We start from the raw sequence: 13,582 nt of genomic DNA, 5'->3' as shown, positions 1-13,582 counted from the left end.
GCCGCTGCCCGATCTAGGGTGCGGGCATGTCGTACGAGCTGCGCGGTGTTGTCGGTGACTTCGACCATCTCCGGTTCCTGTCGGATGACGTGCCGCGGGCTGTGGTGGTGCCGCTTCGGCAACGCTTGGGGCTGCTGCCGGTTACCGACGAGATTTTCAACGAGCTGACCGACGTACGGCAGGAGGCCGGGCCGTTCAGGTGGATGTCGCCGGCGTTCGCCGAGAGGCTGGAGGACTGGTCACGCGGCGGTCGAGTCGCTTACGTGGAGGCGGACTTCTGGGGTGGTGACGGCAGCCAGACCGCTGCCCTGTGGGAGAACGGCCGTCAGACCTGGGGTCCCGAGCACGCCTGGATCCCTGGGACTGCGGGACCGTGCGAGGACTGGCCGATCAACGCCGTGCTCGCGCGCCTCGGAGCGGTCGGGACGGCTGCGCTGGACCTCTTCGACGCGGTCGGCTTCGGGCAGGAGCGCGACATGGAGGGGTGGCGCCGGGCGTGCGTGCGTGCCCTGGACGCCGCCGACTACGACGCCTGGGAGGCGGCGCGCCGTGCGAAGCAGGAGGCCGATGCCCGCGCCGCCGCCGAACGTGACAGGTACGTCAGGCGTGACGATGTCCCCGTCGTACTCGACGGCAGGGCGGTGATGGAGGTGCTCGGCATCCCGTCGTCCCCGCTGGTGGGGGCCGCGATCCGGCATCTTCAGGAGGTTCACCTGGAACGCGGCTCCCTTGCCCCCGACGAGGCCGTCACCGAGCTTCGCCGCTGGGCCCAGAGCCTGTGAAGTGCTCGATGAGGCCAAAACCCAAGATCACGATTGCCGGCCGGACCCGTACGTACCGTCTCCTCGGCCTGAACACCACCGCCCGCTACGTCCGGATCACCGTCGAGCCGGCCGGCAGCGCCTGGTCGTTCACCGACGAGGTGGAGGTGCGCACCATCTGACTGGACCCCGGTTCCGGCGCCCATCCGGGTCCGTCCGGCGACATGTCCGGAATCGGCCGCGCCCGGTCCGCGAAACTGGCGGGCCGGCTAGTAGGCGCGCCCGGGACGCCCTACGACATTGGACCGCATGAAGAGAGGCAACCAGAAACGGGGAAGCCGGAGCCCGTCCCCCAAGAGGACCAAAGAGGCGGCAGGCGAGCAGGGTGAGCCCATCCGTGCCCTGGTCAAGACCAAGCGGGACGCACTGTCTGCGAACAGACCGCCGCCGAGCACCCTGGCGGAACTGATGTCGCTCAGGGATGTGTCAGAGTCGCATCTTCTGCCCTTTCTCGATATGAATGACCTCTTCGAGCTGGCCGCAACGAACAGCTCTTTTCTGGTCAAGGTGGCGGACTTCGTGTTCAACTCCGCCTCGGCGGGCCCCGGCAGGAGCTTACGGATCCCGCCGCCCTCCCTGGCGTCGACTCAGACCAGGCCCGCCACCCACTGGAACGCCTTGCTCAACGCACCCATCGATCTGTACCAGGCGATCTTCGGCGAGCGGACGGAACGGGAAGATGCCCTGTACTCCGCCGTGAAATATTGGCTCATCCACGTGGCCAGGCTCGGCCCCCGGGTGCCTCCCAGGCAGCTGCTGTGGACCTTGAAAGAAATGTACGGGCGCGGCCTGGACCGGCAACTCGCGACGGCCCACGATCAGAGATCCGATGACTCCGAGGACACCGAGGTCGCCACTGATGAGCCCTACGACGGCGCTCGCAAGCTCTTCGAGATAGCGACCGACATCGTCGCACCCACCGAGAACAGGGTCCAGCTTCCCCTGCTGGTCGCCGACCTCGCGGCGGTGAACGGCCTGCCCCTCGGTCAGCAAACCGTCGAGGAACTGAACGGCATGATGGCCGACCTGCCCATCTGGAACAGCGAGCGGGACGACCCGCTGTTCAAGGACCGGATGAACAAGCACGCAGCAGAAGCGGAAAAGGGGCAGAAGTGACCGGCGACCCGGTGGCCATCGCCGAGGCCGTACGCGGCCGGCTGCGCAGCAAGCTCGACCTGTCCAGGGGCTGGGTGACCGCCGCCGGGCACAGCGGCCTGGACGCCGTCCATCGCCGCGGCGCCCGGCGTGACCCGCTGCCCGAGCAGGCCGGCGCCGAACCGCTGGCCTGGGCGCTGGCCCATCTGCGTGACGCCGGCCAATGCCTGGGCACCCTGAACGGCTTCCCGGAGGCCGGCGCCTCCGCGCCCGTCAAAAAGGCGAGCGCGGAGATGCCGCAGGCCGTCACCGCGCTGAGCCAGGCGTACGACTCCTGCCAGGACCTCGCCACGTCACCACCGCAGACCGACGCCAGGACCAAGCGGCACGCCGACGTCAGCCGGCGACTGGACTCCATCATCACGACCCTGGAGGACCTGCAACTCGAATGCGAGGACCTGCGCGCGAACTTCGACCCCTCCGCGCGCGCCCAGCAGAACGACGCCGGGCGCGCCACGGTGCCCGCGCTCAACCGCCTGGCGCAGATCATCGACCAGGCGAAACGCTGCTGTCTCAAGGCCGCGATGGCGCTGCGGGGCGTCGCGGACGAGGCCGTCCTGGGCGCGGCAGAAGGTACGAGTGCGACCCCGTACGCCTGGCCCTTGCTGCCTTACCTCGACGATCAGGAGGTGGTGCTGGCCTATTTGGACATTCCCGCCGATGAGACGCGGCGCGACGCCACCGACACCCTTCTCGCCCAGGCCGTGCTCGACCTGGGGAGCAGGCAGCACATCCACGAGGCCGTCCAGGCGGTGAACGCGGAGCGGACGGCCCGGACCTGACGGCCCATCGCTCGATCCCGGCCGCTCCATGGCGAGGGTGACCCGATCGAGCAGTTCGTCCGCAGCCAGGCCGTCCCGCCTCGAGCCGTGGGCGTGCCTGACGCTCCATGTCGTCGTCGTCATCGCCGGGTGCCGGTGAAGGGAGGAGGATGTGGCCCGGCTGTCTCTGCCGGGTCACGCCCCATCCCGGCCGCCCAGGGCCGCTAGGTGATCGCCTCGTGGGGTCCCGGATCGTGGCCTGCGGCCGCTGGAGCCAGTCACCGCCGCTCGGAGACGAGTCCGTCGACGTCGTGGGTGGGGACGGCGCCGGAACGCTGACCGGTGATCATCGCTGGTGTGTCGTGGATGCGGGCCGGTCATGGCATCACGACGAGTCGCCTGCCTTTGAGGTCGGTTCGCTGCCAGGCGGTCGCGATGTCGCTCAGCGGGACCTTCTCCACCTCGAAGGTGAGCTCGCCGGACCGCGTCCACGTCACGACCTGCTGGTACACCTCGTCCATGGTCTGCGGGTCGAGGCTCTTGGCCGCGCCGTAGATCTCCACGCCGGAGGTGCGCAGGCTCGACCCGGCGATGGCGACCTCGGTGCCGACCGACTCGCCGATCTGGACCACCCGGGTCGGCTTGCCGAACGCGAACGACCGCGGCACCAGGGCGCGCAGCAGGATCTCGCTGGGCCTGCCCCACAGGTAGTCCACGACGACGTCGTAGCCGTCCCCCCTGGCGTCGAGATACGCCTGCGCCAGCGCCTCGTCGGAGACCGCGGTGTTGATCACCGTGTCGGCTCCGATGGCCTGCACCTCGCGCAACTGGTTGTCGTCGCGGCCGGTGGCCACGATCCGGCCGGCGCCCAGCAGCCGGGCCACCTTGACCGCGAGCCGCCCGGCGACCCCGGTGGCGCCCTGCACCAGCACCGTCTCCCCGGGAACGAACCCCGCGGCCGTCTTCATCGACATCGCGGTGACGGCCGAGGCCATCACCGCTACCACGGCCGGGTCGATGCCGTCGGGGATCGGCATGTAGGAGCCCTGGGGCACCACGGTCTTCTCGGCGAGCGCGCCGTAGGGCAGGCGGATGTTGCCGAACCCGACGAGCGTGCCGTCCGGGAGGGCGCCGATGCCATCGAAGGCAGGGATCACCGGAAGCCGGCCGATGTACTTCTCGCTGGCGTAGTGCGTACCGGCCGCGATCGCCCTGTCGACGTTCTCGACGGCGACCGCCTTGACATCGATGATCACCTCGCCGTCGCCGGCCACCGGATCGGGGAAGTCCTCATAGCGCGGGATGCCGCCGGCCTCGTGGAGCACCGCCGCCTTCATCCCAGTTCCTGCCCCAACAAGCGGGCGATCCGCGTCTGCCACGCCGCCAGGACGCGAGGCGGACGGGCCGGAGAGTGGTTGAACCCGTGGTGGTGCGAACGGTGGTGCGAACGGTGGTGCGTGAGCGAGCGCCGCCACCCATGGACGTGGCGGACCTGGCCCTGGTGCCCGGCCGGCTGCTCGATGTGCGCGGGAACCCCCGGTATGCGATGGGTCGCCCAGTGCAGCAGGTCGCGAAGCGAGTGCTGGTGTCTCATCGTTGCCTCCTCTGGCGCGCGAGTCTCTATCACCGATAGAGAACTCTATCACTGATAGACTCCGCAAGGGAGGTGCCGGAATTGGCTTTGGACAAGCAGCGGATCGTCACCGAGGCCGTCGCACTACTGGACGCCGAGGGTCTCGACGGCGTGACCACGCGCAAACTGGCCGCCCGGCTCGGCGTACAGTCGCCGACCCTCTACTGGCACATCCCGAACAAGGCGGCACTGGTCACCGCGATCGCCGAGGCGATTCTTGAGCAGCAGTTCCCCGAACTGGCATCGCCCGCGCCGGAGGAGCACTGGCACGACTGGCTGATCGGCCTGGCCGAACGGCTGCGCCGCGCGCTGCTGGCCCACCCGGACGGAGCCCGGATCATCGCGGCCTCCCAGCTGTCCCTCAAGATGGCCGCCATCTCCGAACTGGCGATGAGCACACTGGTCGAGCGGGGCATTCCCCTGCGGCAGGCTCGCCTGATCGTGTTGACGGTGTTGCGCTTCACCGTCGGCTACGTCCTGGAGGAACAGGCCGGCCGCCCCGACGCGGACGCCCTGGACGGCTTCGACATGGCCGCCTACGCCACGGCGTACCCCACCGTGATGGCCGGCGTGACAGAGTACTTCCAGGCCGGCCGCACCGTCGACGACCTGTTCCGCGACTGCCTGGAACAGATCATCCACGGTCCTGCCGCGCAGTCCGGCCCCACGTCCTGACCAGTCAGCCGCTCCGCAAGCGAGTGAGCGACGACGACTTTCCCCGCGTGGAAGCCTTCGACTGCCCGATGTCCTCCTGCGCCGCCCCGGCCGGATCGCCCTGCCGCACCGGCCGGGGCAAGGTGGCCGCCCAGCACCACACCGCCCGGTTCCGGCTCGTGCCGTCCCCGGCCAAGGTGCTCAACGTGCCGACCCCGGCGCAAGGCCATCGGCGGCGCCACCGTCACCGATGAGGCCACGACCCCAGCATCACCGAGCCGGGCGCCGGAGCCGACGACACGAAGCAACGCCCGTAGCCCCTGGCCGGTACCCGGGTCACGAACCGTCCTTGCTGTCATGATCCAACCGCGGGAGCCCGCCCGCCATCACCGGGAACGCCGCCCCTCTCCGGGTGGTGGGTCCACGCGCTCGAGCCGGGTCCAGCCCGTCCAACCGCGCTCCTTCAGCAGCTCGATCAGCCGGCGGGCCGGCGGCGCCGAGTCGAACGCCAGATCGTCCATCAACTGGACGAACGGCGGCTCGACCCCCGCCACGTCCACGTAGTCCTCACCCTGCTCCTCGGCCATCCGCGTGATGTAGGCGGCCAGCTCGTCGGCCAGCTCGGCCAGCCTCGGGTCCCCGGCGCTCCAGTCCAGAGCCCGGCCCAAGGTGAGATAGAAGTCGACGAGCTGCGGGTCGGCGAGCTGCTCCCGCTTGCGCGCCACCCACTCCGCCACCCGCGCGGGGGAGTGCGCCGCCAACGGGATCCAGCCGTCACGCTCGACCTCCACGATCCGCTCATCCACCCCGAGCGCCCGCAGCCGGTCCAGAAACTCCACCACCTCCGGCGGCAGCACCAGCTGGTCCCCGGCAGCGAGCCGGGCGATCCGCTCCCGCAGCCGCTGCCGCTCCCGGATCTCCGCCCGCAGCCGCCGGTCGATGTCCGCGACCGCCGCCGCGAACGCCTCCTCATCGGCCCGCAGCAGCTCCCGCACCCGCGCCAGCGGCACCCCGGCCCCGGTGAGCGTCCGGATCTTGATCAGCTCCACCACGGCGCCGGCGTCGTACCGGCGATAACCGGAATGGTCCCGCTCCGGCTCCGGCAGCAACCCCTTGGCGTGATAGTGCCGCACCGCGCGCACCGTCACCCCGGCATACGACGCCAGCTCGCCGATGGTCAACATCATCCCAGTCTCCTAGCGCGCGGCGCGGGTCCGGTAGAGGCGCCGCGACCACGCATAGCCGGCCGACCCGATCACCGCGCACCAGCCCACGGCCCACAACACGTCCGGCCCCGCCGGCGACCCGGCCAGCAGACCGCGGAAGGCGTCCATGATCGGCGTGAACGGCTGATGCTCGGCGAACCACCGCAACCCCGACGGCATCGACGCGACCGGAACGAACCCGCTGCCCACGAACGGCAGCAACACGAAGATCGTCGGCAGGTTGCTCGCGGTCTCCGGGTCCGGACTGGCCAGCCCCAGCGCCACGGCGAACCACGTCATCGCCAACGACACCAGCGCCAGCAGAGCAGCCAGGCCCGACCACTGCATCACCGACGCGCCGCTGTCCAGACCGATCAGGAACGCCACCCCCACGACCACCACGAGCGCGAACGCCGTCTGGATCAGCGCGCCCAGCACGTGACCGGTGAGCACCGAGACCTTGGCGATGGCCATCGTCCGGAACCGGTCGATGATCCCGTTCGTCATGTCGGTGGCGACCAGAACCGCCGTCCCGATGGACACGCTCGCCACCGTCATCATCAAGATCCCGGGCGTGATGAACGTCAGATAGTCGCCGCGGCCCCCCGCCGAAGCCCCCGGCAGGCCGGCGCCCATGGTGCCGCCGAAGACGTAGACGAACAGCAGCAGGAACAGCAGCGGCTGGCCGACCAGCATCAGCGTCATCGACGGGTAGCGGGCCATACGCTTCAGGTTGCGCCGCAGCATGGTCGCCGAGTCACGCACGGCATAGCTGACCCCTCTCATGCCGGCACCTCCTCGGCGGCGGGGCGGCCGGTCAGGGCCAGGAACACGTCGTCCAGATCCGGGGTCCGCACGGCCAGCCCGGTGACCGCGCCGTCGTCCCCGATCCCGTCCAGCAGCCGCCGCAGCGCGGCCAGACTGCCGTCATGCGGCACGGTCACGGTCAGCGCCCCGGCGTCCGGGACCGCTCCGGGCAACCGGCGCGCCAGCTCCGCCACCCGCTCGCCATCGGCGACCTGCAGCTCGATGTGACCGCCGGGGACCAGCCGCTTCAGCTCGGCCGCGCTGCCCTCGGCGACCAGCCGGCCCCCGTCCAGCACCCCGATCCGGTCGGCCAGCTGGTCGGCCTCCTCCAGGTACTGGGTGGTGAGGAAGACGGTGACCCCGCCGGCCACCAGCTCCCGCACGATGCCCCACAGGTCACGGCGGCTACGCGGGTCCAGGCCGGTGGTCGGCTCGTCGAGAAAGATCAGCCGCGGCCCCGCCACCAGGGTCATCGCCAGGTCCAGCCGCCGCTTCATGCCACCCGAGTACGTCACCGCGCGCCGGTCGGCGGCGCCCACCAGATCGAAGCGCTCCAGCAACCGCCCCACCACACTCTCGGCCCGCCGCCGGTCCAGATGCCCCAGGGCGGCCATCAGCCGCAGATTCTCCCGCCCGGTCAGCAACTCGTCCACGGCCGAGAACTGCCCGGTCACCCCGATCGACGCGCGCACCCGCTCGGCCTCGCGGCGCACGTCGTACCCGGCCACCCGGGCCTGCCCGGCATCCGCGGGCAGCAACGTGGACAGGATCCGCACCGTGGTGGTCTTACCGGCCCCGTTGGGGCCGAGCAGGGCATAGACGGTGCCCGCGGGAACGCTCAGGTCGACTCCGGCGATCACCTCAAGGTCGCCGTACGCCTTGCGCAGCCCGGCCACCTCGATCGCACTGGTTTTCGTGGTCATGCCGACCATGCTGAGAGATTGACCCTGCGTCAGGGTCAAACCGCCGCCGCACGACCCCCGCGCTGACGGCACCGCCATAGGCATGCGAGCACGGCAGGGGAGAGCACCACCATCGTCCGGCCGGACGGCAGGTCAGGTGGCAGCAGGAGCGGAGCGCGTGGCCAGGTGATCGAGCGAGATGCCGAGCACATCGGCCAGGGCGGCGATCGTGAAGAACGCAGGCGTGGCGATCCGGCCGGTCTCGATCTTGCGAAGGGTCTCGGCCGACATCCCCGCCGCAGCGGCCACCTCGACGATGCTGCGCTCGCCACGGGCCCGGCGCAGCACCAAGCCCAGCTGCTCGCCACGCAGCCGCTCCTCGAGGGTCAACGGAGGTCGTACCATGACACCCACTCTATACCCAGGGATACAAATACCGGGATAGTTATCCACCCCGCGGACCGGGGGAGCACCCCCCGACCTCAGCGGCCCCGCAACAACGGATGAGCACGCATCGCCACCTCCAGCTCACCCGGCAGCTCATCCCGATACCGCCCCAACGTCGCCAGATCGCTGTGCCCCAGCACCCGCCGCACCGCATCCATGTCCACCGCATCGGCCAGCAAATGCGTCGCCGTCGTATGCCGCAACCCATGCGGCGTCACCGAACGCCGCTGATCAGGATCCACCCGCTGCTGCACCCGATCGATCACCGCCTGCACATCACCCCGCGCCAGCCGCCGCCCCCGCCACGACAACAGCAACGCCTTCTCCGCCGCCGCCGGCCGCCCCCGCGCCAGATACTCCTGCAACACCGCCGCCACATCATCCGGCAACGGCACATCCCGCGTCCGCCCGCCCTTGCCGAAGATCCGCCAATACCGCACCCCGTCGTTGGTGAAGAAATCCTCCACATTCGCCCGCACCAACTCCGACACCCGCGGCCCCATCGTCGCCAGCAACAGCACGATCACCGCATCACGCAACTCCGTACGCTGATCACGCCGCTTGCCCTCCGGCGGGGGAACATCCCCCAACGTCCGCGCCGCCCCGATCAACCCCTGCGCCTGCTCCCGCGTCAACGCCCGCCGCTGCGGCCGCAACCCCCCACGCTCCTTCGACGTCACCGTCGAAGCCGTCATCGGATTGATCTGCACCCAGCCCGCCAGCGTCGCATGCTTGAACAACGCCGAGATCGACCGCCGAAACCGCGCCTGAGACGACGGCGACTGCCCCCCGCTCGGAGTACGCAGCCGCCCATCCGGCCGCCGGGCGAACGCCAGCAGCAGCGCATCCACATCCGCGCCCGTCAGATCGTCCAGCACCGCATCCGCGCCGGCCAGCTCCACCAGCGTCGCCACATCCCGCGCATACACCTCGGCCGTCGACGACGACAACGCCCCCGTCACCGTCCGCGCCCGCACCAGCTCCACATAGCGGTCACCCGCCTCCGCCACCGTCAACCGGTCGAGCTCCGCAGGCCGCACCGGCCACCCCTTCCCTCGCGCCACGACGAACCAAGCACGACGGTAGCGGCAGGCACCGACAGAAACACCGCCCCCGGACGGGCACCTCGACACAGGCAGAGGCGCCCACCCGGGACCGACGCCCTAGATGTCGCGGAAGGTCTCGATCCGCGCCCCCAGAGCGTTCAGCCGCTCCGCCAGATCCTCATACCCGCGGTTGATCACGTACACGTTCCGCAACACCGACGTGCCCTCCGCCGCCATCATCGCCAGCAGCACCACCACCGCCGGCCGCAACGCCGGCGGGCACATCATCTCCGCGCTACGCCACCGCGTCGGACCCTCCACCAGCACCCGATGCGGATCCAGCAGCTTCACCGACGCCCCCAGCCGCGTCAGCTCCGTCAGATAGATCGCCCGATTGTCGTAGACCCAGTCATGGATCAACGTCGACCCCTGCGCCGAAGCCGCGATCGCCGCGAAGAACGGCACATTGTCGATGTTCAGCCCAGGGAACGGCATCGGATGGATCTTGTCGATGGGGGAGACCAGCTTCGACGGCCGCACCGTCAGATCCACCAGCCGCGTACGACCGTTGGCCGCCGCGTACTCCCGCCCCCGATCACAATCGAGGCCCATCTCCTCGAGCACCGCCAGCTCGATCTCCAGGAACTCCACCGGCACCCGGCAGATCGTCAGCTCCGACGACGTCACCACCGCCGCCGCCAGCAGGCTCATCGCCTCCACCGGATCCTCAGAGGGGGAGTAGTCGACATCCCGCTCGATCTCCGACACGCCGTGCACCGTCAACGTCGTCGTCCCCACCCCCTCCACGCGCACCCCGAGCTGCTCCAGGAAGAAGCACAGATCCTGCACCATGTAGTTGGAGGAGGCGTTACGGATCACCGTCACCCCGTCGTGCCGCGCCGCCGCCAGCAGCGCGTTCTCCGTCACCGTGTCACCCCGCTCGGTCAACACGATCGGCCGCGACGGCGCCGCCCCCCGATCCACCCGCGCGTGATAGAAGCCACCCGTCGCCGTGATGTCCAGCCCGAAATGCTTCAGCGCCGACATGTGCGGCTGCACCGTACGCGTCCCCAGATCACAGCCCCCCGCATAGGGGATCTGGAACTGCTCCGTACGGTGCATCAGCGGCCCCAGGAACATGATCACGCTCCTGGTACGGCGCGCCGCCTCCGTGTCCATCGCCTCCAGCTCCAGCCGGGCCGGAGGAACGATCTCCAGATCGCTGCCCTCGTTGATCCACCGGGCCCGCACCCCGATCGAGGCCAGCACCTCCAGGATCCGGTAGACCTCCTCGATCCGCGCCACCTTGCGCAGGATCGTCCGCCCCGAATTCAGCAACGACGCGCACAACAACGCCACGCACGCGTTCTTCGACGTCTTGACGTCGATGCTGCCCGACAGCCGGCGACCGCCCACCACCCGCAGATGCATCGGCCCCGCATAGCCCAGCGAGACGATCTCGCTGTCGAGCGCCTCACCGATTCGGGCGATCATCTCAAGACTGATGTTCTGGTTGCCGCGCTCGATCCGGTTGACCGCGCTCTGCGACGTCGCCAGAGCATCCGCCAGCTGCAGCTGGGTCCAACCACGATGCTGGCGCGCATCCCGGATCAACCGGCCGATCCGTACAAGGTAATCATCTGACACAACACGAGACCATATCTCACATATGAGATGCCCCAGCCCCAGCAGACGCCGACGCGCCGGACAACCCACCAAGACGCACCAAATGCTCCGGAGTCGCCTGCGCCCGCACCTTATGCACGAACCCCCGCCGCGCCGCCCGGAACTCATGCCGATCGTCGAACATGTCCCGGCTCATCTCCGCCAGCTCCTCAGCCCGGTACGCGTCCAACGGCCTACGCCGCTCATCCACTTCCCGAACCTGCCGCCGACCCGCAAGCAGCCGATCATAACCCGGATCCACCGCCAACCGCTCCGCGTACTCCAGCACCCGCCGCTCGAAGTCCAACCGCGAACCCCCCAGCATCCGATCCGCCAACCCCAACTCCACCGCCTCGGCAGCACCCACCGGCAACGCCTGCCGCGTCAACCGCCGCGCCGTCTCCGCCCCCACCCGCCGCGGCAACACATACGTCCAGAACTCACTCCCGAACAACCCCATCGTCCGATAATGCGGATTCAACACCACCGAATCCCGGATGATCACCCGGTCCGCCCCCAGACCCATCATCACCCCACCGGCACCCGCATTCCCCCCGATCGACGTCACCACCAGCTGACTCGTACACCCCACGATCTCCCGGCACACCCCGTTGATCGCATTGATGTTCATCCACGCCTCCAGCTCCGGCTGACGCGACGCCTCGATCACATTCAGATGAATACCGTTGGAGAACGTCTCCCCACCCCGAACCACCAGCACCTTCGTGTCCTGCGCCACCGCATACCGCAACGCCGACGCCAACCTCCGGCACTGATCCGACGACATCGCCCCGTTGTAGAAGTCGAAACTCACCACCCCCACACCATCACTACGGTCATACGTGATCTCGCTGTACCCCGAACGCTCCGGCGCCGAAGCCACCCGATCACCCAACGCCAACGCCGCCGGAAGCTTGATCGACCCCTCCTGCTCCAACCGCACATGCCCCACCCACACCGAACCATCACCGGTGTTCACCAGCACCGCGCCCTCACGCCGCGCCACCACCTCACCCGGCCGCCCACCCAGCTCCGGACCCCGATACACGTCGAACACCCGCACCGGAACCTCACACAACACCGACCGCCCACCAGGCGCACCATCAGCCGCCCGCACCCGCCGAACGATCTCCTCCGTCGACTCCTCCCACGAGAACTCCCGATCGGAGTGCCGCATCGCCCGCCGCAACCGCCCCCGCACCTCCGGCGACCGGTAATCCAACGGCGCCGGCACGAACGACGGATCCGCCGCCTTGGCCACCACCTCCACCACCAACTCCACCGCCGCATCCGCCACCGGCCCGTTGTACAACGCCGACTTACGCGGCGCCTCCGACGGCATCGCGAACGTCCGGAAACCCCAGATCGGACCCGCGTCCATCTCCTCCACCGCCTGCAACGCCGTCACCCCCCACTCGGACTCGGCCTCCAAAATCGCCCAGTCCAGCGACGACGGCCCCCGGTCCCCAGGAGGACCCGGGTGAATGATCACCGTACGATGCGCCTGCCACAGCCGCTCAGGCACCCGCTCCTTCAAGAACGGGCAGATCACCAGATCCGGCTTGGCCAGCTCGGCCGCCTCCACCATCGCCTGCTCCGACACGGCCAGCTCGACACCGACGTCATGACCGGCCCGGCGCAGCTCCAGCCAGCAACGCTGGGTCAGGCCGTTGAACGAGGAGCACAGCAGCAAGATACGCAACGGGGGACTTCTTTCCAGGCAAGGGGAACGACACGGGTTCGGGGGCGGGGGACTGCTCAGCGGGAGGGGCGTTCCCTTCGGCCCCATGCATTTAAGACAGCCCCATTTGGCCCATACATACCTTTGATGCTGACACGAATCGTCGACTGGTGGTGACAGTTCCGGACAAAAACCCGCCCTGACCAGCCCTAATTGACCTACTTTGCCCGAAACATCCACCTGTGGTGGGAACGCGACCGTGCGTGACACCCGAACCGAAACCCCCATCCCGGAGCTCCAACCCCGGGGGAGCGGCCCTCGAATGAGGCGCCACGACCCCACGCGACCCGCAGCGGCACTCGCGGGCGCACGGCCTCGGCCGCGACCGACGGTGGGCGGCGGTCGGGCATGGACCGGCGGGGGGATGGCCCGTCCGGGCGCTTACGCCCTTTAAGCGCTGTTTGCTGCTTTATATCCCATACCAAACAGAATTCAGCTTCTGTTCGGTATGGGAGTAAATGTCGAGGTCGGGGCCGGGAGGGGGTCAGAGGCGGTTGACGAAGCGGGCGGCGGCCCGCTGGCTCATGCCGGTCTCACCGCGTACGAAGAACACGGCTTCCTGGATCTGGCCGAGCGACTTGAGCTCACGAGCTTGATCAACCATGTCCATGCTGACGCCGGGCCGGTTGCGCGGGTTCCTGGTGAGCCGGGCGGCCAGGATGATCAGCCAGATGGCCAAGGCGGTGATCACGCCTGTGAGTGCGACGAGACCGGGGGTTGTGATCTCCAGGGCAGGCATGTTAAA

General features: G+C 69.1%; 16 protein-coding genes. 6 read left to right on the top strand and 10 right to left on the bottom strand.

Annotated elements, in window-relative coordinates; translation table 11 throughout:
* Positions 1 to 26: 26 nt before the first annotated feature.
* From ACWEPL_RS16725 to ACWEPL_RS16710, 4 genes are all read left to right on the top strand, one after another.
* The gene (locus tag ACWEPL_RS16725; RefSeq protein ID WP_452436662.1) at positions 27 to 782 is read left to right on the top strand and encodes a hypothetical protein; all 756 of its coding nucleotides are present in this window, start codon (positions 27 to 29) and stop codon (positions 780 to 782) included.
* Between the two features lie 8 nt (positions 783 to 790).
* The gene (locus tag ACWEPL_RS16720; protein ID WP_363980271.1) at positions 791 to 943 is read left to right on the top strand and encodes a hypothetical protein; all 153 of its coding nucleotides are present in this window, start codon (positions 791 to 793) and stop codon (positions 941 to 943) included.
* Between the two features lie 127 nt (positions 944 to 1,070).
* Positions 1,071 to 1,937: a hypothetical protein gene (locus ACWEPL_RS16715; protein ID WP_452436661.1), complete on the top strand. Its 867-nt coding sequence runs from the start codon at positions 1,071 to 1,073 to the stop codon at positions 1,935 to 1,937.
* On the top strand, positions 1,934 to 2,758 hold the full coding sequence (locus tag ACWEPL_RS16710; RefSeq protein ID WP_452436660.1) for a hypothetical protein: 825 nt from the start codon (positions 1,934 to 1,936) through the stop codon (positions 2,756 to 2,758). Before ACWEPL_RS16715 ends, ACWEPL_RS16710 begins: the two co-directional genes overlap by 4 nt.
* 356 nt (positions 2,759 to 3,114) lie before the next feature.
* On the opposite strand, the gene ACWEPL_RS16705 is transcribed toward ACWEPL_RS16710, so the two are convergent.
* Entirely contained in the window at positions 3,115 to 4,074 is a 960-nt protein-coding gene (locus tag ACWEPL_RS16705) for a quinone oxidoreductase family protein (protein ID WP_452436659.1), read from the bottom strand.
* Positions 4,071 to 4,331 (bottom strand): hypothetical protein, encoded by a 261-nt coding sequence (locus ACWEPL_RS16700; protein ID WP_452436658.1) that lies wholly within the window; start codon positions 4,329 to 4,331, stop codon positions 4,071 to 4,073. The genes ACWEPL_RS16705 and ACWEPL_RS16700 overlap by 4 nt, the downstream gene beginning before the upstream one ends.
* An 81-nt stretch (positions 4,332 to 4,412) precedes the next feature.
* On the opposite strand from ACWEPL_RS16700, the gene ACWEPL_RS16695 reads away from it, so the two are divergent.
* Positions 4,413 to 5,045, top strand: coding sequence for a TetR/AcrR family transcriptional regulator C-terminal domain-containing protein (locus ACWEPL_RS16695; protein WP_363980286.1), 633 nt, complete (start codon positions 4,413 to 4,415; stop codon positions 5,043 to 5,045).
* A gap of 47 nt (positions 5,046 to 5,092) precedes the next feature.
* A complete protein-coding gene (locus ACWEPL_RS16690; RefSeq protein WP_363980289.1) occupies positions 5,093 to 5,278 on the top strand; it encodes a zinc finger domain-containing protein in 186 nt (61 codons plus the stop codon).
* A 132-nt stretch (positions 5,279 to 5,410) separates the two neighbouring features.
* On the opposite strand, the gene ACWEPL_RS16685 is transcribed toward ACWEPL_RS16690, so the two are convergent.
* The 8 genes from ACWEPL_RS16685 to ACWEPL_RS16650 form a co-directional block, all read right to left on the bottom strand.
* Positions 5,411 to 6,211 carry a MerR family transcriptional regulator gene (locus ACWEPL_RS16685; RefSeq protein WP_452436657.1) on the bottom strand — a complete coding sequence of 267 codons (801 nt, stop codon included), beginning with the start codon at positions 6,209 to 6,211 and terminating at the stop codon, positions 5,411 to 5,413.
* A 9-nt stretch (positions 6,212 to 6,220) separates the two neighbouring features.
* Positions 6,221 to 7,015, bottom strand: coding sequence for an ABC transporter permease (locus tag ACWEPL_RS16680; protein WP_452436656.1), 795 nt, complete (start codon positions 7,013 to 7,015; stop codon positions 6,221 to 6,223).
* On the bottom strand, positions 7,012 to 7,959 hold the full coding sequence (locus tag ACWEPL_RS16675) for an ATP-binding cassette domain-containing protein (RefSeq protein ID WP_355203496.1): 948 nt from the start codon (positions 7,957 to 7,959) through the stop codon (positions 7,012 to 7,014). Before ACWEPL_RS16675 ends, ACWEPL_RS16680 begins: the two co-directional genes overlap by 4 nt.
* Before the next feature lie 132 nt (positions 7,960 to 8,091).
* Positions 8,092 to 8,343, bottom strand: coding sequence for a helix-turn-helix domain-containing protein (locus tag ACWEPL_RS16670; RefSeq protein ID WP_350736367.1), 252 nt, complete (start codon positions 8,341 to 8,343; stop codon positions 8,092 to 8,094).
* A 77-nt stretch (positions 8,344 to 8,420) separates the two neighbouring features.
* Positions 8,421 to 9,425 carry a tyrosine-type recombinase/integrase gene (locus tag ACWEPL_RS16665; protein WP_350736364.1) on the bottom strand — a complete coding sequence of 335 codons (1,005 nt, stop codon included), beginning with the start codon at positions 9,423 to 9,425 and terminating at the stop codon, positions 8,421 to 8,423.
* A 123-nt stretch (positions 9,426 to 9,548) separates the two neighbouring features.
* Positions 9,549 to 11,147 (bottom strand): helix-turn-helix domain-containing protein, encoded by a 1,599-nt coding sequence (locus tag ACWEPL_RS16660; RefSeq protein ID WP_363980300.1) that lies wholly within the window; start codon positions 11,145 to 11,147, stop codon positions 9,549 to 9,551.
* A complete protein-coding gene (locus ACWEPL_RS16655) occupies positions 11,095 to 12,798 on the bottom strand; it encodes a hydrogenase maturation protein (protein ID WP_452436655.1) in 1,704 nt (567 codons plus the stop codon). Before ACWEPL_RS16655 ends, ACWEPL_RS16660 begins: the two co-directional genes overlap by 53 nt.
* A gap of 523 nt (positions 12,799 to 13,321) precedes the next feature.
* The gene (locus ACWEPL_RS16650) at positions 13,322 to 13,528 is read right to left on the bottom strand and encodes a hypothetical protein (protein WP_452436654.1); all 207 of its coding nucleotides are present in this window, start codon (positions 13,526 to 13,528) and stop codon (positions 13,322 to 13,324) included.
* Positions 13,529 to 13,582: the final 54 nt, after the last annotated feature.

The organism is Nonomuraea sp. NPDC004186 (assembly GCF_053603495.1).
This window is presented reverse-complemented; position numbering and strand designations above follow the sequence as displayed.